We start from the raw sequence: 26,353 nt of genomic DNA on the forward strand, positions 1-26,353 counted from the left end.
TGTACGTAATGAGTTCGCTCGACGGTACGGCGATCGACGTGGTCGGCGGGGGGTTCGGGGGACTGTCGACGGCCTGCTACCTGGCCGACGCGGGGGCCGACGTACGGATCATCGAGAAGAACGAACAGATGGGGGGACGGGCCAGCCGGCTCGAAGCAGAGGGGTTCCGGTTCGACATGGGACCGTCGTGGTACCTGATGCCCGACGTGTTCGAGCGCTTCTTCGGCCACTTCGGGACGGCCCCGGAAGACTACTACGAGCTGGAACGGCTCGATCCCCACTACCGCATCTTCTTCAAGGACGGCGATCAGGTGGACGTGCCCGCCGACCGCGGTCAGGTCAAGGAGATCTTCGAGTCCTACGAGGACGGCGCGGGCGAAGCCTTCGACGAGTACCTGGAGGTGAGCGAGCAAAACTACGAGATCGCGATGGAGAACTTCGTCTACACGGACCGCCCGCGGCTCCGTGACTGGATCGACCTCGACGTCATGAAGGCCGCGCCCATCGGCCTGAAACTCATCGGGAACATGCAGGGCCACGTCGAGGACTACTTCGAGCACCCGAAACTCCAGCAGATCATGCAGTACACGCTGGTCTTCCTCGGTGGCTCGCCGCGGAACACGCCCGCGCTGTACAACATGATGGGCCACGTCGACTTCAACCTCGGCGTCCACTACCCCGAACGCGGCATCGGCTCGGTCGTCGACGCCATGGTCGACCTCGGCGACGAACTCGGCGTCGAGTACGTCACCGACGCGCCGGTCGCGGAGATCACCCGCCGGAAGAACGGGTTTCTCCTCGCCACCGAGGACGGCACCGAGTACAACCCCGACCTCGTGGTCAGCGACGCCGACTACGCTCACACCGAGCGGGAACTGCTCCCGGAACACGAACGGCAGTACAGCGACGACTACTTCGACAGCAAGACCTACGCCCCGTCCGCGTTCCTCATGTACTGGGGCGTCGAGGGGGACGTGGACGAACTCGCCCACCACACCCTCGTCCTGCCCGAGGACTGGGACCAGCACTTCAGCCAGATATTCGACGACCCGCAGTGGCCGGACAACCCCGCCTACTACCTCTGTGTCCCGTCGAAGACCGACGAGACCGTCGTGCCGGACGGGGACACCGATTCCTACAGCAACCTCTTCGTCCTCGTCCCCATCGCGCCGGGCCTGGACGACGGCGAGGAGATCCGCGCCGAGTACCGCGAGAAAGTCCTCGACGACATCGCCGAAAACACCGGCGTCGAACTCCGGGACCGCATCGTCTTCGAGGAGGACTTCTGCGTCTCGGACTTCGCCGCGCGATACAACTCCATCCAGGGGACGGCGCTGGGGCTGGCCCACACGCTGAAACAGACCGCCATCCTGCGCCCGAACCACCGCTCTTCGGCCGTCGACGGCCTCTACTACACCGGGTCGTTCACGACCCCCGGCATCGGCGTGCCGATGTGTCTCATCAGCGGGGAACACACCGCAGACGCCGTCATCGACGACCAGACATGAGCGAGAGCACGAACGTCCCCGACCGGGTGGAACGGTTCGCCAGCTACCTCCCGACGAAGGAGACGCGGCTGGGCTACCTGTTCTGGCTCTCCCGGCCCCGTTTCTGGCTCTACCTCGGCGGCCCGGTCATCGTCGGCGCCACCTACGCCGCCGGGTCGCTCGGGGAACTGTTCACGCCGCTGAATATCGCCCTTCTCGCCTTCTTCACCGTCCCCGCGAACGTCTTTCTCTACGGCATCAACGACGCCTTCGACGCCGACATCGACGAGGTAAACCCCAAGAAGGAGGACAAGGAGGTCCGCTTTCGCGACGACATCTGGGTGATGCTCGTCGTCATCTTCAGCGGCGTCACCGGGGGACTGTTCATCTTTCTCGTCCCGCCAATCGCCGCGCAGGTGCTGGCCGCCTGGTACCTGCTGGCCGTCGAGTACAGCGCCCCGCCCCTGCGGTTCAAGACCAAGCCCTTCCTCGATTCCTTCTCGAACGGGCTGTACATCCTCCCCGGCGTCATCGCGTTCACGGCCGTCGCCGGCGAACTCCCGCCCACCATGGCTATCGTCGGCGGGTGGCTCTGGACGATGGGGATGCACACCTTCTCGGCCATCCCCGACATCGAGCCCGACCGCGAGGCCGGCATCAGAACGACGGCGACCGTCCTCGGCAAAAAGCGGACGTACGTCTACTGTGCGGTCTGCTGGCTGGCCGCCGCCGCGGCGTTCACGACGGTCCACGTCGCCTTCGGTGCCCTCCTCCTGCTCTATCCCGTCCTCGTGTTCGGCATCGCCGGGTCGAGCATCGACGTGGACGACGCCTACTGGTGGTACCCCGCCATCAACACGCTAATCGGCATGACGATGACCCTCGGTGGCCTCTGGGTGCTCGTGTTCGGCTATGGCGGTTGAGACCGTCACGCGGGAGCGAGTCGAGGCACGACTCGACGACCTCGTCCGCGAGAACCGCTTTCTCATCGCCGTCGTCTTCCCCGCGATGGGCGCCGTGCTGCTCGTCGCCAGCGCCGAGACGCTGCTGCCCGGCTCCCTCAACTTCAACCCCTACCTCATCCTCTTCGGGACGCTCGTGATGCGGTTGCCGCTCGTCGCCGGCGTCGCGCCCCTCGTCGACCGGCGGGCCGTCCTCGCACTCGGCCTGCTCACGGTCTACTCCTACGGCATCGAGTACGTCGGCACGACGACCGGGTGGCCCTACGGCGCCTTCACGTACGGCGTCGACCTCGGGCCGATGCTGTTCGGGAAGGTCCCGCTCGGCCTGCCCGTCTTCTTTTTCCCGCTGGTGCTCAACAGCTACCTGCTCTGTCTGCTCCTGCTCGGCCGCCGGGCGCGAGCGTGGTTCGTCCGCCTCCCCGTGGTCATCGCCGCCGTGCTCGCGGTGGACCTCGTCCTCGACCCCGGTGCGGTGGCACTGGGTTTCTGGGCGTACGACGCCGGCGGCGCCTACTACGCCGTCCCGTGGACGAACTACGCCGGCTGGGTGCTCTCGGCGACCGTCGCCGTCGTCCTGTTCGACGTGGCCTTCGACCGCGCGGCGCTCGTCGAACGCGTCCAGCGCTGTGAGTTCATGCTCGACGACCTGGTAAGCTTCGTCATCCTCTGGGGCGCCATCAACGCGTACTTCTTCAACTGGATTCCCGTCGCGCTCGGTGGGCTCTTCTTCCTCGGCCTGGTCCGGATCGACCGCTTCGACTTCCGGGTGTGGCGGACGGTGCCGTGGCTCGGGGAGTCGCGATCCTGAGAAGCGGGCGAGTCACTGCGTCGGCAGCGTGTCCGGCGGCTCGAAATCGGGGGAGGTTCCGGGTGCCTCACCGATAGTGGAGACGCGCTCGAAGACCGCCTCGGGGTCCTTGTTCCACATCCAGTGCCAGCGGGTCTTGGCGACGAGCCAGGCCTTCCTGGTCGTCGAGATGCTCGGCGTCTCCGAGAGCACGTCGTAGTCCCGCTCGCGGATGAGGCGGTGGTGGTCGGCGTAGAGGACGGCGGCGAGCAACACGGCGAACTGGCAGTCCTCGGGGAGGTACTTGATGCCGGCGACGCCCTCGCGGTAGAGGTCCTCCGCGCGGCGCATCTCGTGGACCATCGCCGAGCGGAACCCGTCGGTCATCTCCAGGTCCTCGACGGTCTCGTGGCTCGCGCCGTAGGCCTCCAGGGTTTCGGCTGGGAGGTAGATGCGGTCGCGGTCGACGACGTCTTCCCGCACGTCCCGCAGGAAGTTCGACAGCTGGAAGGCCTCGCCCAGCGCGCAGGCGTGCGGCCGTGCCACCTCGGGGTCTTCCGTGTCCATGATCGCGGTCATCATGTAGCCGACCGCGGCCGCGGACCCCTCCATGTAGGATTCGAGTTCGTCGTAGGTCTCGTAGCGGGACTTCTCGATGTCGGTGAGCATCGCGTCGACGAACAGCTCCACGTCGTCGTCGGTGATCGCCGTCTCGCGGCGGACCTCGTCGAAGGCGGAGAGGACGGGGTCGTCGGTCTCGCGGCGGCCGAGCGCGGCCTCGCGGATGCGCACGAGTTCCTCGTGCTGTTGTTCGGGCGTCAGGTCGCGGTCCTCGTTGTCCACGACCTCGTCCGCGATGCGGAAGAACGCGTACAGGACGTAGGTCTTGTGCCGGACGCGCGGGGGGAGCACGCGCGTCGCGAAGTAGAACGTCTTGCCGGTACGCCTGTGTATCGATTTGCTTTCGGCGAGGGATTCGTTCGTTACCATTCGGATTCCGGTGTTGTCACGTGAATGCACCCAATAGACGGGCTGCGGGGAGCCGACACGACTGCACACGCACGAGCCTTGTTATACATACTAATATGGCGCTGAGACATAAAAGGGAGGTGCCCAACTGGTTGGGGCGAAATCACCCCCGCTCGCAGGGCCGGCGACTCGCGAGTACCGGAAACGTTTTCCAGGGAGTTCGTCGTAGCTTGGAACATGGTTCGCGAGAAACTGCAAGAGGCGGCGACACGTCTAGAGACCGCGAGCGAGAACGCAGGGGACGCCGACGCGACCGACCGACTGGCCGACCTCGCCGACCAGCTCGACGACCTGGCGACGGCCGAGCGCGGCCCGGACCACGGTCGGATGGCCCGCATCCAGAACGCGCTCTCGGACCTGAAAGACGACGTTGCCACCGAGGTCGTCGACGACATCGACGCGGCCAAGGACGCGATCAGCGCCTACCGCGAGACGGTCGAGGGCGTCTGAACGAACCCGGAAACTATTACTCGTGTCGGCGCGGAAACCGACGTACGGTGAGGGGAACTCGTACACACAAGGGTGGATTGCACAAGGCGAACGAACAGCTACTGCTCGCCGCGAAGCTTACCTTCGAGACCGAGCGTGCGAAGCGGCTCGCCGACCTCGCACACCAGGTGGGTGAACTCGCCGACGCGGGCCGGCCCGACCCGTCGGCCGTCGAGACCGTCGAGCGACAGTTGCGGGACCTGCGCGCGGACGCCCACGACGACGTTCGCGGCGCCATCGACCGCGCCACCGACCTGCTCGCGGCGTCGCGCGGCGTCGAAGCGGCCTGAGTGGGGGCCCGCCGCTCGGACGTACATTCATGACCGCTCCGGTCGTTGCGCCGACCGATGAGTGACGACGCCGACGGCGTCCTCCGAATCTGGTTCGTCTACGAGATCGCCGCCCTCGTCGGCTCGTTCGTCCTCCTCGCGGCGAGTCTCGCGGACTACACGACGCTACTCGACGGCTTCTCGCGCGGACTCCGACTGGCCGGGCTCGTCTTTTTCGCCGTCGAGTTGCTGATTCCGACCTACGTCTACCTCGACAGCCGACGCCGCGAGGACGTGAGTGGCATCTGGCTCCACGCCAGCGCCATGCCCGTCGTCAACCTTGTCGGCCTGCTCGGGTACCTGGAGGAACGGAGCAGGAAAGGGAACTGACGGGTCAGGAGACGAGTTTGTCCGCCAACATCGGCAGGAAGGTCCCACATCCACCTTTTTCCCGCTCGGGTGGCCTCCGGCCACCACTCGCGGCAAAAACGTGGGCGAAAAAACCGCACCCCTCACGGCGACGCCAGCAGTTTGTCCGCCAACATCGGCAGGAAGGTCCCACATCCACCTTTTTCTCCTCGGCGTGCTCCCTTCGGTCGCGACCCCTCGTCGAAAAACGTGGGCGAAAAAACCGCGCCCCTCACGGCGACGCCAGCAGTTTGTCCGCCAACATCGGCAGGAAGGTCCCGATGTCGGTCACCATCCCGACAGCCTGCGCGCTCCCGCGGTCGAGCAGTTGCGTGACCGTGGCGGGATCGATGTCGACACAGACCGTCGGCGTCGTCGACGGGAGACAGTTGCCGACGGCGACGGAATGCAGGAGCGTCGAGAGCATGAGCACGAGGTCGGCGTCGTGAGCCTGTTCGCGGATGGCGTTCTGGGCCTCGATGGCGTCGGTGATGGTGTCGGGGAGCGGGCCGTCGTCGCGGATCGACCCGGCGAGGACGAAGGGGCGGTCGTGTTCGATGCACTCGTACATGACGCCGGACTCGACGACGCCGGACTCGACGGCGGCCTCGATACCGCCGGCGCGGATCACCTCGCTGATCGCGTAGATGTGGTGTTTGTGGCCCTTCCGTGGGTGGTCCAGGCTCTCTGTGTCCATCCCCAGAGATGTGCCGTAGAGGTCCCGCTCGATGTCGTGGACGGCGAAGCCGTTGCCCGTCGAGATGGCGTCGACGTAGCCCTCGCGGACGAGGCGGGCGAGGTCCTCGCGGGCGCCGGAGTGGACGACCGCCGGGCCGGGCACCGCGAGTACCGTCCCGTCGTCGGCTTTCGTCTCCCTGATCGCGTCGGCGACGTTCCCGATGGTCGTCTCCGAGGGCCGCTCGGCGGAGACACCGCCCTGCATGAACCCGAACGCACCGCCCCCGTCACGGGGTCGTTCGGGCGGGTGGACGCGGATGCCCGCCTCGCCAGTGACGACGAGGTCGCCCGCCTCGATAGCGTTGAGGACCTTCGTGTACGCCCGGGGGCGGTCCTCGTCGGCGTCAGTCGGGTCACTGTCCGCGTCGGTTTCGTCGTCGGTGCCGTCGCCATCCGCGCCGTCGGTTCCGTCACTCTCCGCGTCCCCGGCCGGTTCGACCACCACGGCACAGTCCATCTCGATGCGGTCGACGGGCAGCCACTCGCCGTCGTAGCGGACTTCGGTCGGGTGGTTGGTGGTCGAGTAGAAGCCGTGGGGCACCACCCGGTCTTCGGGTGCCTGTTCGAGCGTCGCGTCGCTCGGGTCGGCGGGGTTGGCGCCGTTCTGGTGGAGTTCGTGGACGATTTGCTGGAGTTGCTCCTCGGTGTCGGCCGAGACGACCAGTCGGGCGTAGGACTCGTCGGTCTCGTGGCGCCCGATGTCGAACGCTTCGACCTCGAAGGTCCCCCCCATGTCCATGACGATGCCGAAACAGGCCCCCATCGTCCCCGAGTCGATGATGTGGCCCGCCAGTTCCACCTCGCGCGAGACCGTCATGCCCCCGCAAACGCGAGTGTCGGGGAAGTCGGTTCCGGTGCCGACGGCGACCCCGTGGTATCAGTGGCCCGAAACAGCCGGAAATATTATCACCGTTGATACTGAGGGGAGTGGGTATAGAAAGGGGCAGTCTCGAAGGTTGTACTGACCGAGCGGTCCGGTAGCTCGTGACGCTGCCAGCCTGCGCGACCCGCTCACACACGAGGGACGCGGATGCAGATCGAACCGACACCATACGTCCTGCCGTACGTGGCTGCCGCGGTCATCAGCGGCGCCCTCTTCGTGCGGCTGTGGTCGTATCGCGACCGGCGCGGGGCGCGGGGTTTCCTCCTCGATGCCGCCGGGATCGTGCTGATCTCGGTGATCTACGTCTTCCAGCTCGTCTCGACGACCCCCGGCGCCAAGGAGTTCTGGTGGAACCTGCGGTTCGTTCCGATCCCGATGATGGCGGCCGGCTACATGCTGATGGCCGTCGAGTACACCAACCACGAGCGGTACGTGACGAAGCCGGTCGCGCTCGGAATCGTCGCCACCCCCGCCGCCATGATCGGGCTGGTCTGGACCAACGACGCCCACGGCCTGGCCTACGACTACACCATCGACGCCGCGGCGAACCTGCTCGTTCCGCAGTTCGGCCCGGCGTACTGGGTGTGGGCCGCCGCCATGGTCGGCTACCTCTGTATCGGGATCTACGTCCTCCTCCAGCTCTCGCGCCGTCAGCGGGCCTTCCGACGGCAGGCCGCGATCCTCGTCGGAACGATCACGCTCGTCCTCTTCGGGGAGATGGTCTGGTGGCTCGGACTGGTGCCGATCGATCCGCTCCCGCTCACGAGCACGGTCAAAGTCGCCGGCTTTCTCTTCGGCGTCGCCCGGTTCGAGTTGCTCGACATCGTGCCCGTCGCTCGCCGTGAGATCATCGAGAACATGCGCGACGCCGTGTTCGTCGTGGACCGGCGGGGCTACGTCGTCGACGCCAACGACGCCGGCAAACGGCTCGTCGACGAGTCGGATCCGATCCGGCGGCCGATTAGCGAGGTGTTCGAGTCGGAGCAGTTACGGCAGGCCGCCGAGGGGGTCGACTCGGGCGAGAGCAGCGAGGTGACGATGACGGTCGCGGGAGAGCAACACCACTTCGACTTCCGCGTGGACCCGCTGTACGACAGCACCGGGGCCCGGGGCGGGCGCCTGCTCGTTCTCCGTGACGTCACCCCGCTGAAGCGCCGCGAGGAGGAGTTGTCGATCCTGAATCGGATCGTCCGCCACGACATCCGCAACGACATGGCGGTCATCGAGGGGCGGAGCGAACTGCTCGCGGACCACGTCGATCCGGCCGGCCGGGAACATCTGGAGAAGATCATGCAGAGCAGCGAACACGTGGTCGAACTCACGGAGAACGTGCGGACCCTGATGGCCTCCGTCCTGGCGGGCGAAACCATCGAGACGACGCCGACCGACGCGGTGGGAATCCTCGAGACACAGCTCTCGCAGGCGCGCGAGCGGTTCGACGACGCCGACTTCGAGCTCGACGGCGAGTTGCCCGACAGGTGTACCGTCGAGGCGAACGAGATGCTGTCGTCGGTGTTCACGAACCTGTTCAACAACGCCGTCCAGCACAACGACGAGGAAGCGTGCCGCGTGACCGTCGGCGTCGAGAAGACGAGCGAGGCGGTCCGCATCACCGTCGCGGACAACGGCCCGGGGATCCCACCGGACCGGCGCGAGGAGCTGTTCGGCCGCGGCGTCAAGGGACTCGACAGCCCCGGGACCGGCGTCGGCCTCTATCTCGTCGACACGCTCGTCGACCACTACGGCGGCTCGGTCTCAATCGGCGACAACGACCCCGAAGGGGCCGCGTTCACCGTCGAACTCCCGCTGGCGACCCCCCGGCAGACGACGCCCCAGCAGTGACACGCGACGGCGGTCGCCCCGGGACCGTCACGCGCCCGTGATACGACAGTCCACGTCGAACGAGCGGTCGCCGTCGGCGGAGCGCAGTCGCTCGTAGAGGCGTCGGAGCCCGGCCGCCTCGGTCGCGGGGAGGACGTGGAACTCGATTTCGCCGTCGCGGACGCCGACGCGGAACACGTCGCCGGTCTCGCCGTCGTGGACGAGATACAGCGGCATCGGCAGGTCGAACCAGTCCCCGTAGGTGTACGGCGCGTCAGCGAGGACCCGCTCGACGAGTGCCGTCAGCGTCTCGTCGTCCGTATCCGACTCCGGAGACAGCGTGAACACCGTCTCGCCCTCGTACTCGACGCCGCCCCCGCTGGGGTAGCGTCGCCGCGGGCGGGTCGGAATCTCGAACAACGGGTCGGGGTCGACAACCCGCTCGGCGCGCCCCGACCCGTCCGGCGTCGCCCCCTCGCCCTCTGCGTCGGTCATGGGCAGGTCTCACTCCCCCGTACGGCGTCGTCCCGTTTAAATACGAGGGCAGGAGCGGGGTGAGCGGACGGTTCGGGACGGGCTGGCCGCGTCAGGGGTCAACCGGGCAGCCGTCGATCTCGCCGCCGCGCATTCCGTCGGCCAACCAGTGGATAGAGAGGACGACGACGACGATTGCGACGAGCGAGAGTTCCCCGCCTTCCAGCGGGAGCAGCGTCACGAGCCCGGTCGCGCCGAAAAGGGAGAGGAGGCCGGCGAGGATAGCCGTCCCACAGGCTGCACAGCCTGCACCGAGCGTCCCGAGGACGAGGCCGGCGATCCCGCTTCCTCCCTCGCGGGCCGAGAGCCCGTGTTCCCGGAGGTGGTAGCAGACCAGCGCCACGTCGACGCCGATCAGCGCGGCGAGCACGAGCAGGAGCGTCCCGGTTATCGGCCCGTATATCGACCCGAGGAACGGGTACAACCCCAGCAGGACCGACAGCCGGTCGCCGAGGGGGAGCGGCCCGCCCAGCACCAGATCGATGATCGGCCGGCTGTTCTGTGTCGCGACGAACAGCGTCAGTCCAGCGCCCGCGGCGAGGACGGCCACGAGCGCGTAGGTCGGGACCCCGAGGACCAATCGTGCGGTGCGGCCCATCAGCCGCCAGTCCCGGGTGCGAGTGGGGAGGTTCGGTCGTCGCATCAGAGACCCAGTGCCGTCTCGATGTCCGAGAAACTCACACTCCCAGTGTATCGCGTCCGGTACTGGCCGTCACGGAAGAGCAGGACGGTCGGCGTCGCCGAAATGGACGCGGCCTCACCGGCGTCGAGGTCCGTCCCGACCGCGTCATCGACTGTCCCGTTCTCGGCGGCGGCGACGACGGCCTCGCCGTCGAGCTCCGTGTTCGCGTCGAGAAACTGCCTGGTCCGCGGGTACACCTGTTCACGGCCAGCTCCCCGGAAGTCGTCCTGTTGCGCGAAGTAGTGTGCCGCCAGCTGCCAGTGGGCGGCAGCGCTCTCGGCGTACACGGCTTCGAGGGCGCGTGCCGCCGGCTCGCCCCAGTCGTACACGACCGGATAGCCCCGGAAGACGAAGGCCGCGTCGCCGGGGTCGACGAGCTTCGACCGCACCTCCGGAACCGTGTTCTGCTCGAAGGTCCGGCAACGCGGGCAGGACGGGTCCTCGAAGGCGACGATGACGCCAGTCGCTTCCGACGGGGTCGGCCCGTGTCGAGGCTGTGCGTCCAGCCCGGCCGTCGCGGGGTGGTCCGCCAGTGACTGGCCGCCGTCGTCGTCGGTCGACGAACCGTCCCCGCCGAGCACGCCCGCACAGCCGGCGAGAGCGGCCGTAGTCGCGGTTCCAAGGCCGAACAGATAGTCGCGTCGCGTCGTCATAGGAGGGAGTGGACGAAGGAGCCCTAAAGTCGTTCTCCGAATTCGATGGGACCTCCGCACAAACTGTCTCTAGAATTCGGCCGTCGACGCCGCCTCAGTCGTGGTCCGTTCGCGTTCCGGGGTCGGTCCGGCCGTCGGCGGGTTCGTCGCTCCCGAGCGCACCGGCCCCGTCGTCGAGGGCCCGGCCGTCGGTCGCCTGATGGGCGTCCGCCCGTTCCGGGGCGTCACAGCGGTCGAGGTCGAGGTGGACGACGCTGCCCCAGTCGTCGTGGTCCTCGAAGCGGATCGTGCCGCCCGAGTCGCGCGTGATCCAGGCGACGAGCCAGAGACCGAGGCCGCTGGCGTGGTCCAGCGGGGTCTCGCTGCCCTGCTTGACGATACGGCGCTCCTTCTCCGGGATACCCGGGCCGTCGTCGGCGACGGTGACTCGCACCCGGTCGTCGTCGACGGAGAGTGAGACGGTGACGGTGGGGTCGGTCCCGTTGTGCTGGATGCTGTTCTCGACGAGGTTGCCAACGGCCGAGTCGATGAGTTCGGTCGCCTCGACCCACGCGTGGTCGGGGAAGTCCGCCTCGACCGTCGCCGACGGGTACCGGTCGCGGAACGTCTCGACTTGCGTGTCGAGCAGGGGGGCGAGATCGACCGCCCGGCGTTCGGTCTCGTGGGTCCCGAGGGTCTGTTCGATTTCGCGCGCCTTCTCGCTGAGGCCGTTCACTTCCTCGGCACGGTGCCGAATCGTATCGAGGCGGTCCCGCAGGTCCGGGTCGTCGATTTCGGCGGTCAGCAACTCGGCGTTCGCGAGGACGACGTGCATGCTGTTTCGCAGGTCGTGTCTGAGCGCCCGGTTGAGGACGGTGAGCCGTCGCTCGCGGCGATGGCGGTCGGAGATGTCACGGACGACGCCGACCGACCCGCGGAAGGTCCCCTCGTCGTCGGTCAGTAGCGCCACGTGATTCTCGGCGGGAATCGTCTCGCCGTCGGTGCGGTGCAGTTCCATCTCGTAGATGGCCTTCTCCCGGTCGTCGTCGGCGAGTAGTTGCTCGACGTATCGCTGGCCGGCCGCGACGTCCGCCTCGCTCATACCGATACTGACGTGTTCCCCGATGGCCTCGTCGGGGTTCCAGCCGGTGAGTTCCCGGCCGGCCTCGTTGATAGCGATGAACCGCCCCGCCTCGTCGATGGCGTAGACGAGGTCGGGGACGGCGTTGAGCATCTTCTCGTAGAGTTCAAGTTCCTGTTCACGCTCACGGCGGTCGGTGATGTCGCGGACGATGGCGAGGTCGCCGGTCGACCCCTGGTAGCTGACGAGGGACGTGTTCACCTCGACGGGGACCCGCTCGCCATCGGTCGTACACAGGTCGATCTCGTACCGTGCCGAGTCGGACTCGCCCCGGTAGCGTTGCCAGAACATCTCCTCGACGGTCTCCCGGTCCTCGTCGGCGACGAACCGGTGGACGCCCTGGCCGGTCAGTTCCTCGCGAGTCGCCCCGAGCATCTTCGCCATCTGTTCGTTACAGAACTGGATGCCGCCCTCGCTGGTGATGATGATGCCGTCGTTGGCCTCCTCGACCAGCGTCGAAAAGAGGCCCTCCTGTTCCTTCCGGTCGGAAACGTCCCGGACGATGCCCGCAGTGCCCTGGAACTCGCCGTCCTCGTCGGTCATCAGGGCGATGTGTGTCTCACACGGGACGCGCTCGCCGTCCGTTCGAATCACGTCCATCTCGAAGGTCGCGTGGTCGCGGTCGTCGGCGGCGAGCAACTCCCGGACGATCCGCTCGGTCTTTGCCACGTCCTCGTCGGGCACCTGGATGGCGGGGTGTTTCCCGATGAGGTCCTCGGCGGGATTGCCAGTCATCGACTCGTGAGCCTCGTTGGCGAACGTGAACCGGCCCTTCTCGTCGAAGGCGAACACGAGGTCGTCGACCGCCTCGACGATGGTCTCGTAGCGTTCGAGTTCGTCCGTCCGGTCCGCGGACACCTGTACGGCACCGGTATCGGCGCCCCCGGGACCACCGGTCGTCTCGGGGTCGGCATCGAGGGCCGCGGCGACCGCCCCCCGCAGGTCGTCGGGACCGGAGATGACCGAGACCGGCAGGTACTCCGTGACCCCCGCACGGACGGCGTCGCGGGCGAGTTCGTCGTCACTGGTCGCCGGCACGAAGACGACGGGGAGAGCGGGCCGTCGCTCACGGATGCGTTCACAGAGCGACAGGCCGCTCCCGTCCGGGAGGTCCGCGGCCGTTACGACGCAGTCGACACGGTCGAACGTGTCGCTGGCGGCCGCGACCGTTCCCACCCGTTCGACGGTCCAGTCGTCCGATTCCAGGCCTGCGGTCGAGGACTCTTCGACACCGACGACCAACACCACCCGACCCGACTCCATGTGAATTGCAACAGCCTTAGCGACTCCAGCACTAAAATCCGGTCCCCGTTTCGGCCAAACGTATCCGAGATGTGTCGTATCAGAGAGAGCAAGAGAGTCACTTGCTGATGACCGTGAAGTCGCGGTCGGCAAAGAGGACGGCATAGACGGGCGACAGCGACTCGAAAACGACACAGAGCGGGATCGAGATGACCATCGGGAGCCGGTTCCACCCGGAGAGGCGGAGTGCGCCGTACGCGTAGGTGCCGCCGTAGACGATGCCGGCGACGAACGGGGCCGCGCGGAACACGAGCGGGATGCCGAGTTCGCCGCTGGCCTGCCCGACGGCGAAAGCGATGGGGCCGGCCAGCAGGGCGACGGTCCAGGAGAGCAGGCGGACCCCGGTGACGAGCTTCGTGACCGGCGAGGTCGTCCGGAGGAGGTTCCAGGTCCCGATGAACCAGCGCGAGCGCTGTTGGAGGAGGTCGCGGACGCTGTGGGGCGAGAGGATGGAGACGTGAGTGCCGGACTGCCAGGTCGGGATGCCGTGTTTGATGAGTTCGGCGGCGAAGGCGTAGTCCTCGACGATGGACTCGCGGTCGAAGCCAACCTCGACCAGGACCTCGCCTTTCGCCGTCAGCAGTTCGCCGTGAAAGCCGATGTAGGGCCGCTTGAACAGGCCCGTGAAGGCCCGGAAGACGGTCAGGTCGTCGAGCAGGCGGATGTGGTCCATGACGAACGTGAGCGAGGAGTCGCCCTTCCGCGGCGTGAGCACGGAGTTCATCGCCCCGTAGCCGCGGGCCTCGTAGTAGGGAATCTCGTAGAGGAACTGGTCGTCGAGGACGAGGTTGTCGTCGTCGATGAAGGAGTACCAGCCCTCGGGGTTCTCCGAGACGACGGTTTCGATGAAGTACTGGATGGCACGCCCCTTGGCGACGGCATCACAGTCGTAGTCGTCGGGAACGACGAGCGTCTTCACGCCCTCGTAGCCGACCAGTTCGTCCTCCAGGTCCGCCCCTTCGTCGGTGAGGACGTAGATCTCGTACTCCTCGAAGAGGTTCTTGTGGTGTTCGAGACACGTGAGAAGCGAGTCTCGGACGTCCTCCGACCCGATGGTCGGGATAGCGAAGGTCACGTCTTCGGCACGTTCGTCGGCGGTCTTCGGGCGGTAGAAGACGTACGCGACGAACCCGAGGACGAAATAGCTCAGCAGGACGGTACCGACGAGGATGCCGACGTAGATGACGGGCTCGGTTAGCATCTGTGGGGACTGTTACTCGTCAGGAACATCTCACACATATTAACGCTCTTGATTCTCGGTCGAGAATCGTGATGATATGTCTCACAGTTCGCCTCCGGAGCCGAGTCGTCCCGTCTTCGTCGTCCGGTCTCGGAGGAAACGCGCGTGTCAACATTTTGCAAGGGAGCCGCTCTCGTGACCCCAGTAACTCCTGCTGAGACGGGCATCTGTCGGACAGGTGACTGACGAGCGACTGACGCGGGTGCACACCGACCGACGCGGCCACGTCGTCGGTGACGGGACCGCGCCGCCGGCGTCGGAACCGGCAAGATGATACCCCAGGCGGGAACCGCACGACGGTCTTGAAGGGGCTCCAGGGTTTTCGTCCGATCATGGGCTATCACCACCTCGACCCGGAGGAGATGTCGCCGTCGCCGGACCACCCGTGTGACCGCCGGTCGTTCGCCGAGGCTGCGGACCTCGCACAGCTCGCGGCGGCGGTCTACGAACTCGCGCCCGGCGAGCAACTGTCGACGACGTATCACTACCACGAACGGCGGGAGGAGTTGTTCTACGTCCTGGCCGGCGAACTGCACGTCGAGACGCCCGAGGGGACGTCCGTCGTCGGTGCCGACGAAACGTTCGTCGTCGAACCGGAGAGCCCGATCCGACCCCACAACCCCGACGGGGCCGACGGCCCTGCCCGGGTGCTCGGCGTCGGTGCACCGAAGTTCGACATCGGCCGCCAGTACGACCCCGACAGCGAATGAACGGGCCGGCGGAAAACGGCGGGCACGTGCAAACCGACTTCGGATTGTCGGGCGTTTACGACCGCTTTTGAGGACAGGGCGTTTTGGGGGCGACGATGAGTGAACGCGACTCCGACGGGGCCGAGCGCGGGACGGCCGACGACGAGACTGACGCCGGCGACGAACTGGCCTGGGAGACGCTGTACGGCGAGACGGCGTACATCTGCCCGGGGTTCGACGTGCAACGCGAGCAGATCCGCCTCCCCGACGGCACCGAGAGCGACTTCGACTACCTCTCGGATAGCGCCAGCGTCGTCGTCGTCCCGGTCACGGCCGACGGCGAGGTCGTCGTCATCGAGGAGTGGCGCCAGGCGGTCAAGCGCGTCAACCGCGGCCTCCCCGCCGGCGGCCTCGAAGGCGACGACGCGGACCTCGAAGCCGCGGCCCGCCGCGAACTCGAGGAGGAGACGGGCTACGTCGCCGGCGAGGTCGATCACCTGACCACCGTCGAGCCCGCGAACGGCATCGCCGACGCCGTCTTCCACTACTTCGCCGCCTACGACTGTGAACCGACCGGCGAGCAGGACCTCGACGACAACGAGAGCATCCGCGTCGACACGACCACCCTCGACGACCTCCTCGACGCCGTCGAGACCGGCGACCTCCGCGACGGCCGCACCGCGCTGGGCGTGCTCTACTATCACGCGTTCGCCTGATCCCGCCCCCTGACGACGGCCCGACCACCGATCGTGTCGCGACCGCCCCGCGACCGACACTCCCCCATCCCCTATCGTTCATTTCTGTATCTCTGTCGGTTGATTTATTATGGTGTAAACGAGTATCGTTCGTACCACGGGGGATGCGGTATGCTAGAGGGGAACATCTTCGCGTCAGGCGGTCACGGATCGAGCAGCAGCAAACGGTGGGCGATCTTCCTGCTGACTGTCGTCGGACTCGTCGTCGCCGCACTGGCGACGGGCGGCATCGGCGGCGTCGTCGATAGCGTCGCGGGCGGGTCCGACATCGGCGCCACGAGCGGCGGCGGGACGGCTGGTTGGGGCGGGGCCGGGTCCGGTTCGGCCGGATTCTCCGGAATGGGCGCCGCCTTCGTCTTCCTGCTCGTCGGGATGCTGGTCGTGATTCTCAGAATGTAACGGGCAGTTAGCACGCTCCCGTCCAGCGATTGGTTTATTGACTTTTCCTATTCGGATTAGCTTGCTGTTTGGTTCAACCAAACTATCTAGATAGCAATTACATGTGACTTACTTCAGTAATCAACGGCGATGAGCGCGGAAACGATACCGAAGACGAGTGATTGGACGTCGTCTCTCCGGGGTGGAGGGATCGGAATTATTAGTTCACAGGCACTTACACGAGCCGCAGTGGTCGCGGTTGCCGTCGTCCTCGCGGCGATGGCGCTGACCGGGACGGCGAGCGCGGCGCCCGCGGACGGGGCGGCCGTGCAGGAGGAACCGATCCCACCGGAGGAGTGTCGGCACGAATTTAGAACGTCCTTCGGCGGATTCGGGTCCGAATCCGTCGACCACTGTGAGGAGCGGCCGGTGCCCGAACCCGACGAACCGTCGGACAGCGGCGACGGAACACCGCCCGAAGTGATCTCATTCACCGCGACGTACGACGAGGCGTCGAGTGACGTGGTCGTGACGGTCGAGTTCGACGAACAGCTCGGCGGCGGTGACGTCATCCTCACCGACGAGGACGGCGACCGGATCGGCCGGAACCGGTTGACCGACGACGTGGGCGCGGCCGGGCACGTCTACGACACCGCGTTCGCGGTCCCGGCCGACGAGGCCGGGACCTACACGGCGGTACTGGCAGAGGCCGACGACCGGAGCAACAACCAGGTCGAAAATCCCGAGCAGTACAGCGACACGGCCTCTGTGACGGTCGAGACGCCGACCGCCACGCCCACGCCGACGCCGACCGCGACTCCCGAACCGACGGCGACTCCGACGCCGACCGCCACGCCCACGCCGACCGCAACGACGGCGGTTCCGACTGACGACACCGACGCGGTCGAGGCCCCGGACGGTGAGGCCGAGGTGGAGGCGAACGTCGACGGGGGCACGACGACGACCCAGCCAGCGACGGAGACGGCCGCCGCGAGCGGGGCGGTCGACACCGCCGCCGACCAGGGTGCACAGGCCGCGGCGGAACCGAGTCCGACGGAGAGTGGCCCGAGCGGGCCCGCCCAGCAGGCGATGCCGGTCCTGCTGATCGCGCTCCTGCTCGCCATCGTCCTCGGGTTCGTGTTCCTGCGCGAGTGAGGCCGCGGCCCAGCGGCGACCGAGCGGAACGCTTAGGCCCGGGCCGTGGCAACCGGGGAGCAATGGGCGAGCATTTCGAGGTCCGCGACTACGACGCCGCGGGCCGACTCGGCGAGCTGACGGTCCCCCGTGCGGGCGTGACGGTCGAGACGCCGGCCCTCATGCCGGTCGTCAATCCACACCTGCGGACCGTCGAACCCGCGCGGATGGCCGCGGAGTTCGGCGCCGAGATACTCATCACCAACAGCTACGTCCTCTACGGCTCCGAGGACTACCGCGAGCGGGCGCTCGAGGAGGGGTTGCACGACCTCTACGACTTCGAGGGGGCCATCGTCACCGACTCCGGCTCCTTCCAGCTCGCCGAGTACGGCGAGATCGACGTCGACACGCGTGAGATCGTGGGGTTCCAGCACGACATCGGCGCCGACGTGGGGACGCCCGTCGACATCCCGACGCCCCCCGACGTCGACCGCGAGCGCGCGGAGCGGGAGCTGGCGACCACACAGGACCGCATCGAACTGGCCGCGGGCCTCGAGACGGGCGAGATGTTACTCAACGCTCCGGTCCAGGGGGCGACGTTCCCCGACCTCCGCGAACGCGCGGCCCGGGATGCCTTCGACACGGGACTGGACGTGTTCCCAATCGGCGCGGTCGTGCCGCTGTTGAACGACTACCGCTTCGCGGACGTGGTCGAGGTCGTCACGGCGGCGAAACGGGGGCTGGGCGCGGATGCGCCGGTCCACCTGTTCGGCGCGGGTCACCCCATGATGTTTGCGCTGGCCGTCGCCCTGGGCTGTGACCTGTTCGACTCGGCCGCCTACGCGCTCTACGCCCGCGACGACCGCTACCTCACGGTGCGGGGCACCGAACACCTCGACGACCTCGACTACTTCCCCTGCTCCTGTCCGGTCTGTGCCGACCTGACGCCCGCCGAACTCGAGAGGGAACCGGACGGCGAGCGCGAGCGGCTGCTGGCCGAGCACAACCTCCACGTCACGTTCGAGGAGATGCGGACGGTCAAGCAGGCGCTCAGGCGAGGGGACCTGCTCGAACTCGTCGAGACGCGGGCGCGTGGCCACCCGGCGATGCTCGACGGGCTCCGAGCGATGGGCGACCACACCCGCCAACTGGAGGCGACCGACCCCGTCTCGAAGGACGCCTTCTTCTACCTCTCCGCGGAGAGCGCGGACCGCCCGGAGGTCCTGCGCCACCACGACCGACTGGCCCGGCTCACCCCCGAGGGCGACGACGTGTTGCTGACCCAGTGGGGCCCCTCGGACGCCTACGACGAGTCCTGGCGCGTCCAGCCGCCTTTCGGCCCGTTCCCGCGGGACCTCTCGGACGCCTACCCGCTGAACGCCGAGGTACCGGAGAAACTCGACCGGCGCGCATACGAGCGGGCCGCCGACGGCGTGGCGCGACTGGTCGACAACAATCCCGAGGTCTCGTTCACGCTCGTCCACGACGGCTGGCCGGCGTCGGCCCTCGACCGGGTGCCGGACGCGGTGGAGTGCCGGGACGCGAGCGGCGAGTACGAGACGCCGGGCGAGTCGGCGGCGGGCGATACGGACGGGGCCACCGACGGGGGAGAATCGGACCGCGGCGAGGCTGCCGGAGACGGGTCGTCGAGCGAGTGACGATGGATCGACGAACCCTGTTTTACGGCTCGTTCGCCGTCTACAGCGCGGTCTTTCTGGTCGACTCCATCCTCGCGGCACTGCGCGGAGAAGTCACGCTCCCGGTCGTCGGAACCGCCATCGCTTCGGTGTTCGTCCTCGGGGCGAGCGTCTACGCCCTCGTGACTCCAGAGCGGGACAGCGCGATCGCCGACTCCCGGGTAACGTACCTCTTCGTGGCCCTCGCAGCAGTGGTCGTCGCCATCACCGTCAGCGGCTGGCGCTGAGCGACGGGCGAGCGGCGTATCGACTCGCGTTATACCCCCCAAAAGCTAATTCCCCGGCACGAGTTGACGTGCCATGAGCGAGCCAGTCCCGGTCGACCCGCTCGCACACGACGCCGACGAGGCCGTGCGCGTGCTCCACGTCGACGACCAGAAGGCGCTCCGGGAGCTGGCGGCGGACGCGCTCGAAGCGGCGGACGACGCACTGGCGGTCCACACGGCCGCGAGCGCTACGGCGGGTCTGGACGTGCTGGACGCGAAGCCGATCCACTGTATCGTCAGCGACTACGAAATGCCGGGCATGGACGGGCTGGAGTTCCTCGCGGCCGTCCGAGAACGCGACGCGGACGTCCCTTTCATCCTCTTTACCGGCCATGGGAGTGAGGAGATCGCGAGCGAGGCGATCTCGGCGGGAGTGACGGACTACCTCCAGAAGGAGACGGGGACCGAACAGTACACCGTCCTGGCAAACAGGATCGAGAACGCGGTCGCGCAGTACCGGAGCGGAAAGCGACTCGACGAACTGCGGCAGGGCTACCGGACGCTCATCGAGCGGTCGACGGACCTCATCACGGTCCTCGACGCGGACCAGACGGTGCGGTACCAGAGCCCGGCGCTGAAGAAGCTTCTGGGCCACGACCAGCAGGTCGTCGTCGGGACGACCGCGAGCGAGTACCTCCACCCCGACGACCGCGCGGACGTGGTCGCGGCGTTCGAGGCCGTCGTCGATGACCCCGACCGGGAACTCGCGACCGTCGAACACCGCGTCAAGGCCGCCGACGGCGACTGGCACTGGTTCGAGTCGATCGTCAGTGACCGGATCGACACGCCCATCGAGGGATACGTCGTCAACTCCCGGGACGTGACCGAGCGCAAGGAGCGCGAGCGGGAACTCAAACGACAGAACGACCTCTTCAGCAAGACACAGAACATCGCGAGCGTCGGCGCCTGGGAGTACGACCTCGGCACTGACAGGAGCTGGCTCTCCTCGGAGGCGAAGCGGATTCTCGGCATCGGGCTGGACGAGGACCCGACGCCGGAGGAGACCCTGGACATCTACCACCCCGAAGACCGCGAGACGATGCGTCGGCTGTACCAGCGGGCACTCGACGAGGGCGAACCGTACGAGACGCAGGTCAGAGTGGTCGTCGACGGCGAACAGCGCTGGGTCCGAGTCGGCGGGGAACCGCAGTACGAGGACGGCGACCTCGTTCGGTTGCGAGGCGCGATTCAGGACATCACCGACGAGTACGAGAGCCGTGAGGCGCTCCGCCAGGAGCGGGACCGGTTCTCGGCGCTGTTCGAGAACTTCCCGGAGGCGACGGTCGCCTACGAGTACGTCGACGGCGAACCGATAATCAAGGACGTCAACGAGGCCTTCGTGGTGACGTTCGGCCACGACGCCGAGCGGGCGGTCGGCGAGAGCATCAACGACCTCATCGTCCCGGCGGAGAAACGCGACGAGGCCGAACGGCTCGACGAACTGGTGCAGGCCGGCGAGGCGCTCGACGCCGAAATCCGACGGGAGACGACCGACGGCGTGCGCGACCTCTGGATCAGGAGCATCACCGTCGAGGACGACGATGAGTTCGACGGGATCGCGGTCTACGTCGACGTGACTGAGCGCCGCGATCGCGAGCGGGAACTGGCACGGAAGAACGAACGGCTCGACGAGTTCGCCAGCGTCGTCTCCCACGACCTCCGCAATCCGCTGTCGGTCGCGAACACCCGACTCGAGATGGGGCGTGCGGGGGACGACGACGAGCATCTGGCCGCCGTCGCGGACGCGCTCGACCGGATGGAACGGCTCATCGACGACCTGCTCGCCCTCGCTCGGCAGGGTCGGGACATCGAGGCGACCGAGACGGTCTCCCTCGACTCGGTCGTCGACGGCGCCTGGGCGAGCGTCACGACCGCCGACGCGGCCCTGGTAAACCGCCTCGACCTCCGAGTTCGGGGCGACCGGACCCGGCTGGAACAGGCCTTCCAGAACCTCTTTCGCAACGCGGTCCAGCACGCCGGCGACGAGGCGACGGTCGAGGTCGCCCCCCTGGCTGACGGCGCGGGGTTCTACGTCGCGGACGACGGCCCGGGCATCCCGACCGCGGAACGCGACCGCGTCTTCGAGCCGGGTTTCTCGACGCGGCAGGAGGGGACTGGATTCGGCCTGAATATCGTCCGGGAGGTGTTCCGCGCCCACGGCTGGACGGTGACGGCGACCGGCGGCGAGGACGGCGGCGCCCGCTTCGAGGTCCGCGGCCTCGCCCCCATCGGGACCGGTGAGAAGGAAAGATAGTTCCCCACGCCACTCGGACGGGGAGCCATGACCGACTACTTCGAGGTCCACGAGCGCGACGGGGCCGCCCGGTTGGGCGAACTCCGCCTCGCGGACCCCCTCACCACGCCCGCGCTGGGGGACGACACCGTTTCGGACGCGGGCAGCCTCTGGCCCGACGACCGCGACGTGCCCGAGGGCGACGAGGCGACGCTGACCGTCCTGCCCCACCGCGGCCTCCCGGCGGGGACGCCCGACGAGGTGGCCGACGCCTTCGCGGTCGAGTACCCCGACGTGGACTATCCGAGCGCCGCCGTCGTCTCCCCGGACACCGCCACGGACCACGGCACCGACGCGTACGTCCTCGCCAACGCCGCCGGCTACGTCGGCCACGCCGCCGCGTTCGTCGACGCCGTCCTCGAGACGCGCCGGGCCGTCCCCGCCGACACCGCCCTCTATCTCCCGGGCGTCGCCACGCCCGCGAACGTCGCCACGCTCGTCTACGCCGGCGTCGACCTCGTGGACACCGACCGCGCCGTCGTCCGCGGCACCCAGGGCTTCTACCAGACGACCGACGACGAGTACTTCCTCGAGGACCTCGACGAACTCCCCTGTGCCTGCCCCGCCTGCCAGGTCCCCCGCGAGGAGTTCGACCGCGAGGCCTGTGCCGACCACAACGTCAACGCCCTCGAAGCCGAACTCCGGCGGGTCCGGCGTCGGATTCGCGACGGCCGCCTCCGCGATTACGTCGAGGGGCAGGCCCGCCACGACCAGTGGCTCACGGCGACCTTCCGCCGCCTCGACCAGGAGTACGCCTACGTCGAGGAGCGCACGCCGGTCCTCCGGAGCGCCGAGATCACGGCTGCGACCGACGACACCATCCGTCGCGCCGAGATCCAGCGCTTCGCCGAGCGGGTCACGACGCGCTACCGCAACCGCTTCTCGAATCCGCTGGTACTCGTGCCCTGCTCGGCGGCCAAACCGTACAGCGAGTCCCAGAGCCACCGCCAGTACCACGAGGCCATCGGCTGGCGCGGCCACGTCGTCTCGATGACCTCGCCCATCGGCGTCGTCCCGCAGGAACTCGAGACCACCTACCCCGCCCAGCACTACGACTCCGTGGTCACCGGCGAGTGGAGCGCCACCGAAATCGAGTTCGTCAGCGACGTGCTCGAAGCCTACCTCCGCCGGAACGACTACCCGAAAGTCGTCGCACACGTCCCCCCCGAGGGCTACCGCGAGATCGTCGAGCGCGCCACCGCTGACCTCGGCGTCGACCCCGTCTTCACCGTCGAGGACCACCCGACGACGGCGGACTCGCTGGCCGCGCTCGCGGGCGAGCTGGAGGGCGAACTGAAGTACCCCAAGCGCGAGCGCGAGCACAACACGGTCCGGGCCATCGCTGACTACCAGTTCGGCGCGGGCGAGTGGGCCGGCGAGCGCGCGGACGGCCGCGGTGCCGGCGACGAACTGTTCGACGACATCCGGACGGAGGCGCGCTACCCGAAACTCCGCGTGACCGACGCCGACGGCGAGCAACTGGCGGCGATGGTCCCCCAGTACGGGGCCCTCTCGCTGACGCTCGCCGGCGGTCGCCGCTGGGTGGACAGCGACGTGCCGACCAGAACCGTCGAAATCGACGACTTCGTGCCCCACGGGAGCGTCCTCGCGCCGGGCGTCGTCGACGCCAGCGAGTCGATCCGACCGGGCGACGAGATCGTCGTCGAGGGGCCGTCGGCGTTCGGCGTCGGCCGGGCCGCGATGAGCGGGCCGGAGATGGTCGAGTCGACCCGCGGCATCGCGAGCGAGGTCCGCCACGTCGAGGAGCGGTAAGAAGGCCGAATACGGGGCCACTCGCGACCGATATCAGGTGATTCGGTCGGTTACGCGGGGGGCAGGTCCTCCCAGAGGACGCCGAGCGCGTAGCCACCCGCGCCGACGAAGAGGCCGCCGAGCAGGAGCAACTGGGGGGATGGAGGCGACGGGCACGAGGCCGAGCACGATCCGACCCCCGAGGCCGGTCGTCTCCGCCCGCTGGGCGACGGCCCCGAGGACGGCGAGGCCGAGTCCGAGTCCCGCGACCGGGAGCAACTCCCGAGACTCGAATCCGGTAACGGTACGATTGTCGGTCGTCATGTCAGGGAATCCGGTCGTTGGCGTATGAAGCTCTGGAGGCCGTTGCCCGCGGGCGGACCGCCGGGGGTCGAACTGCCGGGAGGTTTATACTCGGGCCGCCCCAGGCGGGGACATGGACGACGTGACGCTCACGATCCCGGCACCGATCCTCGACTCCCTCCCGGACGACGGCGGGGCGGCCGCCAAGGACATGGAACGGGCCGTCGAGGGCTGGGAGGACCGCATCAACCGCGCAATCGAGGCAGCCGACGACGAGAACGAGGCCGCGGGGTACGTCCTCGACGCCATCGAGGAGATGGACGACCGACTGGAAGAGTACGACGAGTTCGTCCCCGAACTCCGGGCCTGGGGACAGTCGCCCATCTACGCCATCGCCTGGCGGAACCTCATGGCCGACATGATCGGGCAACTGTCCGACCACGACGACCTGGCCGACCGACTGGACCGCGAACGCACCCACCGCGTCGTCGACGACGGCATCCGCCTCAGCGACCTGCACTGACGCCCGTCGTGGAATCCGCCACGGATTTAAGCCACTCGCACGCCTGTGGGTGGGTATGCGTCTCGAACTGAAGTTCTTCGCGACATTTCGTGCTATCGTCGGTCAGAAGCTCGTCGAGCGGGAGTTTTCGGACGCCTCGACGGTCGGCGACGTCCTCGCGGCCCTCGAAGGCGAGTACCCGGACATGGAGGACCGCCTGCTCGACGAGGACGGCGAAATCCGCGAACAGCTCTCGATACTGAAGAACGGTCGCGGCGTCATCCACATGGACGGGGCGGCGACACCGATGGAAGATGGCGACACGCTCGCGGTCTTCCCGCCGGTCGCGGGCGGGGCCGAGGACGCGTCGAGCGACACCGGGGAGGACGGCCACGACCGGCGGGAACGTTCCTTCCGTGGCATCTCGAAACGGCTCGCGGTCCACTATCTGGAGAACCTCGGCGGCGAACTCGTCGCCGGGGAGCAGGAGGGGAGCGAGGAGGCCCGCGTCGCCGCCGACGACTGGACGGCGACCCTCTCCGCCGGGAAGGTCGACATCGCCGGCGGGACGATGCAACTCACGGAGGTCTCCATCGCCTTCGAGGGCGAGCCCGCGGCACTCGACCCGCTGATCGAGCAGTTCGCCCAGAAGGCGATGCGCGCGGGCGGCTGATGGCGGGCGAGCCCATCGACGGGCAGATACTCCTGCTGACGGCGGCGAAAGCCAGCGTCGGCCCACAGCGGTTGCCCGACCTCGTCGACCTCGTCCAGGCCGACCTCGAACCGCGGTTCGACGACTACGCCCGCCAGTACGAGGTCGCCTTCGAGGACGCCGACGCCGCCGCTTTCTTCGTCCCCGACGACCACTGGGAGACGATCGGTGACCGGCTCGGGTTCGACCGCCGCGAGACCGACGCCGTGCGGCGGGCACACCACGAACAGTTGACCCGGCGTGGCCGCCGCGACGACCGCCTCTCGGAGTTCGAGACCGCCCTCGAAATCAGGGACTGCGTCCTGATCGGCCGCCCCGCGTGACTACGCGAGGAAGGCGAGCAGTTCCTCGTTGACCGCCTCGCGGGCGTCACACTGCACCCAGTGGCTCGCCTCGGGGAACCGCTCGACCCGGATGTCGGGCACCCACTCGTCGAGCCCCTCGGAGATGCCGACGCCGAGCGCGTCGTCCTGTTCGCCCCACAGAAGCAAGGTCGGGACGGTGATCTCCTCGGTGCCGGGGAGATCGAAGAAGCGGCCGACGACCGGGAGGGCGTTTTTCGCCATCGGGCGGGCGATGGACCGGAAGTACGCCCGGTAGTAGTTGATCGCGGCGCGTGCGGCGCCCGGCTGGCTGAAGGCGTCACGGTACCGCTGGATGTCGTCCTCGGTGAACGCGGACGGGTCGGTGGGCTGGCCGCGGAACGCCTCGGCGATGGCGCGGCTGTCATCCATCGTCGACAGCGTCTCGGGCAGCCACGGGAGCTGGAAGAAGAGCACGTACCAGGACCGCTTGAGTTGGGCGAGGTCGAACTCCCGGGCGAAGGCGGCGGGGTGGGGCGCGTTCATCACGACGAGGCGGTCGATAACCTCGGGGTGGAACATCCCCAGTGCCCACGAGATGGCGCCGCCCCAGTCGTGGGCGACGACGTGGGCCTGTGGCCCGTCATCGCCGCGGTCGCCGTAGCGATGGATCAGGCCGACCACGTCGCCGATCAGTTCCTCGACGGCGTAGGCGTCGACCCCCTGTGGCTTCTCGGAGGTGTTGTACCCCCGGAGATCGGGTGCGACGACGGAGTAGCCGGCGTCGACGAGCGCGGGGATCTGGTAGCGCCAGGAGTACCAGAACTCGGGGAAGCCGTGCAGGAGGACGACTGTGTCGCCGTCCTCGGGGCCGGCAGTCACACAGTGGAGCCGGACCCCGTTGACGACGACGTCCTCGTGAGTGAGGGCGACATCGGCGAGTGGCTCGGACATACCGGTGAGGCGACCGGGCCGGAAATGAGGCTGTCGGTCCAGCGTGGCTCGCTCACGGTCGTCATAGTCCCAACGGATAACAACCGTTCCGATACGTTCGGCGGGGCGACGAACCGTATCGCGGACCGTATCGTGCGCACGGCCGTGCGCCCGGTTGTGTCCCCGGCAGCATCGAGCGTCATACAAAGGGTCTTAGGGCAGGGGCTCGCTAC

General features: G+C 67.9%; 26 protein-coding genes and 1 pseudogene. 19 read left to right on the forward strand and 8 right to left on the reverse strand.

Going from position 1 to position 26,353, the window contains the following annotated elements; translation table 11 throughout:
• The first annotated feature begins 8 nt into the window (after positions 1-8).
• From crtID to cruF, 3 genes are read left to right on the forward strand one after another with little or no spacing between them, the layout of a single operon-like run.
• Entirely contained in the window at positions 9-1,508 is a 1,500-nt protein-coding gene (gene crtID / locus MUG96_RS13760; protein WP_246983628.1) for a bifunctional phytoene desaturase/3,4-desaturase, read from the forward strand.
• The gene (locus tag MUG96_RS13765; RefSeq protein ID WP_246983631.1) at positions 1,505-2,410 is read left to right on the forward strand and encodes a prenyltransferase; all 906 of its coding nucleotides are present in this window, start codon (positions 1,505-1,507) and stop codon (positions 2,408-2,410) included. The genes crtID and MUG96_RS13765 overlap by 4 nt, the downstream gene beginning before the upstream one ends.
• Complete coding sequence (gene cruF / locus MUG96_RS13770) at positions 2,400-3,257, forward strand: bisanhydrobacterioruberin hydratase (protein ID WP_246983633.1); 858 nt, start codon at positions 2,400-2,402, stop codon at positions 3,255-3,257. The genes MUG96_RS13765 and cruF overlap by 11 nt, the downstream gene beginning before the upstream one ends.
• 12 nt (positions 3,258-3,269) lie before the next feature.
• Here cruF and MUG96_RS13775 read toward each other — a convergent pair whose 3' ends face one another.
• On the reverse strand, positions 3,270-4,226 hold the full coding sequence (locus tag MUG96_RS13775) for a phytoene/squalene synthase family protein (RefSeq protein ID WP_246983635.1): 957 nt from the start codon (positions 4,224-4,226) through the stop codon (positions 3,270-3,272).
• Positions 4,227-4,442: 216 nt separating this feature from the next.
• Here MUG96_RS13775 and MUG96_RS13780 point away from each other — a divergent pair, with 216 nt between their 5' ends.
• The 3 genes from MUG96_RS13780 to MUG96_RS13790 are packed head-to-tail and all read left to right on the forward strand — an operon-like array spanning position 4,443 to position 5,413.
• Positions 4,443-4,715 (forward strand): DUF7553 family protein, encoded by a 273-nt coding sequence (locus MUG96_RS13780; RefSeq protein ID WP_246983637.1) that lies wholly within the window; start codon positions 4,443-4,445, stop codon positions 4,713-4,715.
• 47 nt (positions 4,716-4,762) lie between these two features.
• Positions 4,763-5,044 (forward strand): DUF7553 family protein, encoded by a 282-nt coding sequence (locus MUG96_RS13785; protein WP_246983639.1) that lies wholly within the window; start codon positions 4,763-4,765, stop codon positions 5,042-5,044.
• 57 nt (positions 5,045-5,101) lie between these two features.
• The gene (locus MUG96_RS13790; protein ID WP_246983641.1) at positions 5,102-5,413 is read left to right on the forward strand and encodes a hypothetical protein; all 312 of its coding nucleotides are present in this window, start codon (positions 5,102-5,104) and stop codon (positions 5,411-5,413) included.
• A 250-nt stretch (positions 5,414-5,663) separates the two neighbouring features.
• Here MUG96_RS13790 and MUG96_RS13795 read toward each other — a convergent pair whose 3' ends face one another.
• Positions 5,664-6,986 (reverse strand): ornithine cyclodeaminase family domain, encoded by a 1,323-nt coding sequence (locus MUG96_RS13795; protein WP_246983643.1) that lies wholly within the window; start codon positions 6,984-6,986, stop codon positions 5,664-5,666.
• Positions 6,987-7,199: 213 nt separating this feature from the next.
• Between MUG96_RS13795 and MUG96_RS13800 the strand changes: the two genes are divergently transcribed.
• A complete protein-coding gene (locus tag MUG96_RS13800) occupies positions 7,200-8,894 on the forward strand; it encodes a sensor histidine kinase (RefSeq protein WP_246983644.1) in 1,695 nt (564 codons plus the stop codon).
• Between the two features lie 27 nt (positions 8,895-8,921).
• Here MUG96_RS13800 and MUG96_RS13805 read toward each other — a convergent pair whose 3' ends face one another.
• The 5 genes from MUG96_RS13805 to MUG96_RS13825 all read right to left on the reverse strand — a co-directional run bounded on the left by MUG96_RS13805 (position 8,922) and on the right by MUG96_RS13825 (position 14,365).
• Positions 8,922-9,368 (reverse strand): hypothetical protein, encoded by a 447-nt coding sequence (locus MUG96_RS13805; RefSeq protein WP_246983645.1) that lies wholly within the window; start codon positions 9,366-9,368, stop codon positions 8,922-8,924.
• Positions 9,369-9,459: 91 nt separating this feature from the next.
• Entirely contained in the window at positions 9,460-10,050 is a 591-nt protein-coding gene (locus MUG96_RS13810) for a hypothetical protein (RefSeq protein ID WP_246983646.1), read from the reverse strand.
• Positions 10,050-10,742 carry a DsbA family protein gene (locus tag MUG96_RS13815; RefSeq protein WP_246983647.1) on the reverse strand — a complete coding sequence of 231 codons (693 nt, stop codon included), beginning with the start codon at positions 10,740-10,742 and terminating at the stop codon, positions 10,050-10,052. The genes MUG96_RS13810 and MUG96_RS13815 overlap by 1 nt, the downstream gene beginning before the upstream one ends.
• A 94-nt stretch (positions 10,743-10,836) precedes the next feature.
• Entirely contained in the window at positions 10,837-13,125 is a 2,289-nt protein-coding gene (locus MUG96_RS13820; protein ID WP_246983648.1) for a PAS domain S-box protein, read from the reverse strand.
• Positions 13,126-13,222: 97 nt separating this feature from the next.
• Entirely contained in the window at positions 13,223-14,365 is a 1,143-nt protein-coding gene (locus tag MUG96_RS13825; protein WP_246983649.1) for a glycosyltransferase family 2 protein, read from the reverse strand.
• Between the two features lie 371 nt (positions 14,366-14,736).
• Between MUG96_RS13825 and MUG96_RS13830 the strand changes: the two genes are divergently transcribed.
• The 12 genes and pseudogenes from MUG96_RS13830 to MUG96_RS13880 all read left to right on the forward strand — a co-directional run bounded on the left by MUG96_RS13830 (position 14,737) and on the right by MUG96_RS13880 (position 25,208).
• On the forward strand, positions 14,737-15,114 hold the full coding sequence (locus MUG96_RS13830; protein WP_246983650.1) for a cupin domain-containing protein: 378 nt from the start codon (positions 14,737-14,739) through the stop codon (positions 15,112-15,114).
• 95 nt (positions 15,115-15,209) lie between these two features.
• Positions 15,210-15,809 carry an NUDIX hydrolase gene (locus MUG96_RS13835; protein ID WP_246983652.1) on the forward strand — a complete coding sequence of 200 codons (600 nt, stop codon included), beginning with the start codon at positions 15,210-15,212 and terminating at the stop codon, positions 15,807-15,809.
• A gap of 150 nt (positions 15,810-15,959) precedes the next feature.
• Positions 15,960-16,247: a hypothetical protein gene (locus tag MUG96_RS13840; RefSeq protein ID WP_246983654.1), complete on the forward strand. Its 288-nt coding sequence runs from the start codon at positions 15,960-15,962 to the stop codon at positions 16,245-16,247.
• A gap of 228 nt (positions 16,248-16,475) precedes the next feature.
• The gene (locus MUG96_RS13845; RefSeq protein ID WP_246983657.1) at positions 16,476-17,381 is read left to right on the forward strand and encodes a hypothetical protein; all 906 of its coding nucleotides are present in this window, start codon (positions 16,476-16,478) and stop codon (positions 17,379-17,381) included.
• 62 nt (positions 17,382-17,443) lie between these two features.
• Positions 17,444-19,018 (forward strand): tRNA guanosine(15) transglycosylase TgtA, encoded by a 1,575-nt coding sequence (gene tgtA / locus MUG96_RS13850; RefSeq protein WP_246983658.1) that lies wholly within the window; start codon positions 17,444-17,446, stop codon positions 19,016-19,018.
• Positions 19,019-19,020: 2 nt separating this feature from the next.
• Positions 19,021-19,284, forward strand: coding sequence for a hypothetical protein (locus tag MUG96_RS13855; protein ID WP_246983659.1), 264 nt, complete (start codon positions 19,021-19,023; stop codon positions 19,282-19,284).
• Between the two features lie 73 nt (positions 19,285-19,357).
• Complete coding sequence (locus tag MUG96_RS13860) at positions 19,358-21,577, forward strand: hybrid sensor histidine kinase/response regulator (RefSeq protein ID WP_246983660.1); 2,220 nt, start codon at positions 19,358-19,360, stop codon at positions 21,575-21,577.
• A 27-nt stretch (positions 21,578-21,604) separates the two neighbouring features.
• The gene (gene arcS / locus MUG96_RS13865; RefSeq protein ID WP_246983661.1) at positions 21,605-23,389 is read left to right on the forward strand and encodes an archaeosine synthase subunit alpha; all 1,785 of its coding nucleotides are present in this window, start codon (positions 21,605-21,607) and stop codon (positions 23,387-23,389) included.
• Between the two features lie 415 nt (positions 23,390-23,804).
• The gene (locus MUG96_RS13870) at positions 23,805-24,194 is read left to right on the forward strand and encodes a DUF7971 family protein (protein WP_246983662.1); all 390 of its coding nucleotides are present in this window, start codon (positions 23,805-23,807) and stop codon (positions 24,192-24,194) included.
• A gap of 55 nt (positions 24,195-24,249) precedes the next feature.
• Positions 24,250-24,528 (forward strand): annotated as a pseudogene (locus MUG96_RS24265) (ubiquitin-like small modifier protein 1); the annotation flags it as partial.
• Between the two features lie 93 nt (positions 24,529-24,621).
• Positions 24,622-24,846, forward strand: coding sequence for a MoaD-like domain-containing protein (locus MUG96_RS24270; protein ID WP_373222114.1), 225 nt, complete (start codon positions 24,622-24,624; stop codon positions 24,844-24,846).
• Entirely contained in the window at positions 24,846-25,208 is a 363-nt protein-coding gene (locus tag MUG96_RS13880) for a DUF8048 family protein (RefSeq protein ID WP_246983663.1), read from the forward strand. Before MUG96_RS24270 ends, MUG96_RS13880 begins: the two co-directional genes overlap by 1 nt.
• On the opposite strand, the gene MUG96_RS13885 is transcribed toward MUG96_RS13880, so the two are convergent.
• Positions 25,209-26,141, reverse strand: coding sequence for an alpha/beta fold hydrolase (locus tag MUG96_RS13885; RefSeq protein ID WP_246983665.1), 933 nt, complete (start codon positions 26,139-26,141; stop codon positions 25,209-25,211).
• Between the last annotated feature and the right edge of the window lie 212 nt (positions 26,142-26,353).

The organism is Halorientalis marina, assembly GCF_023028345.1.
Taxonomy (GTDB): Archaea; Halobacteriota; Halobacteria; order Halobacteriales; family Haloarculaceae; genus Halorientalis; species Halorientalis marina.

Coding starts and splice junctions, on each gene's coding strand:
- crtID (WP_246983628.1), top strand. CDS start 9: ATGAGTTCGCTCGACGGTACGGCGATCGACGTGGTCGGCGGGGGGTTC.
- MUG96_RS13765 (WP_246983631.1), top strand. CDS start 1,505: ATGAGCGAGAGCACGAACGTCCCCGACCGGGTGGAACGGTTCGCCAGC.
- cruF (WP_246983633.1), top strand. CDS start 2,400: ATGGCGGTTGAGACCGTCACGCGGGAGCGAGTCGAGGCACGACTCGAC.
- MUG96_RS13775 (WP_246983635.1), bottom strand. CDS start 4,226: ATGGTAACGAACGAATCCCTCGCCGAAAGCAAATCGATACACAGGCGT.
- MUG96_RS13780 (WP_246983637.1), top strand. CDS start 4,443: ATGGTTCGCGAGAAACTGCAAGAGGCGGCGACACGTCTAGAGACCGCG.
- MUG96_RS13790 (WP_246983641.1), top strand. CDS start 5,102: ATGAGTGACGACGCCGACGGCGTCCTCCGAATCTGGTTCGTCTACGAG.
- MUG96_RS13795 (WP_246983643.1), bottom strand. CDS start 6,986: ATGACGGTCTCGCGCGAGGTGGAACTGGCGGGCCACATCATCGACTCG.
- MUG96_RS13800 (WP_246983644.1), top strand. CDS start 7,200: ATGCAGATCGAACCGACACCATACGTCCTGCCGTACGTGGCTGCCGCG.
- MUG96_RS13805 (WP_246983645.1), bottom strand. CDS start 9,368: ATGACCGACGCAGAGGGCGAGGGGGCGACGCCGGACGGGTCGGGGCGC.
- MUG96_RS13810 (WP_246983646.1), bottom strand. CDS start 10,050: ATGCGACGACCGAACCTCCCCACTCGCACCCGGGACTGGCGGCTGATG.
- MUG96_RS13815 (WP_246983647.1), bottom strand. CDS start 10,742: ATGACGACGCGACGCGACTATCTGTTCGGCCTTGGAACCGCGACTACG.
- MUG96_RS13820 (WP_246983648.1), bottom strand. CDS start 13,125: ATGGAGTCGGGTCGGGTGGTGTTGGTCGTCGGTGTCGAAGAGTCCTCG.
- MUG96_RS13825 (WP_246983649.1), bottom strand. CDS start 14,365: ATGCTAACCGAGCCCGTCATCTACGTCGGCATCCTCGTCGGTACCGTC.
- MUG96_RS13830 (WP_246983650.1), top strand. CDS start 14,737: ATGGGCTATCACCACCTCGACCCGGAGGAGATGTCGCCGTCGCCGGAC.
- MUG96_RS13835 (WP_246983652.1), top strand. CDS start 15,210: ATGAGTGAACGCGACTCCGACGGGGCCGAGCGCGGGACGGCCGACGAC.
- MUG96_RS13840 (WP_246983654.1), top strand. CDS start 15,960: ATGCTAGAGGGGAACATCTTCGCGTCAGGCGGTCACGGATCGAGCAGC.
- tgtA (WP_246983658.1), top strand. CDS start 17,444: ATGGGCGAGCATTTCGAGGTCCGCGACTACGACGCCGCGGGCCGACTC.
- MUG96_RS13855 (WP_246983659.1), top strand. CDS start 19,021: ATGGATCGACGAACCCTGTTTTACGGCTCGTTCGCCGTCTACAGCGCG.
- MUG96_RS13860 (WP_246983660.1), top strand. CDS start 19,358: ATGAGCGAGCCAGTCCCGGTCGACCCGCTCGCACACGACGCCGACGAG.
- arcS (WP_246983661.1), top strand. CDS start 21,605: ATGACCGACTACTTCGAGGTCCACGAGCGCGACGGGGCCGCCCGGTTG.
- MUG96_RS13870 (WP_246983662.1), top strand. CDS start 23,805: ATGGACGACGTGACGCTCACGATCCCGGCACCGATCCTCGACTCCCTC.
- MUG96_RS13880 (WP_246983663.1), top strand. CDS start 24,846: ATGGCGGGCGAGCCCATCGACGGGCAGATACTCCTGCTGACGGCGGCG.
- MUG96_RS13885 (WP_246983665.1), bottom strand. CDS start 26,141: ATGTCCGAGCCACTCGCCGATGTCGCCCTCACTCACGAGGACGTCGTC.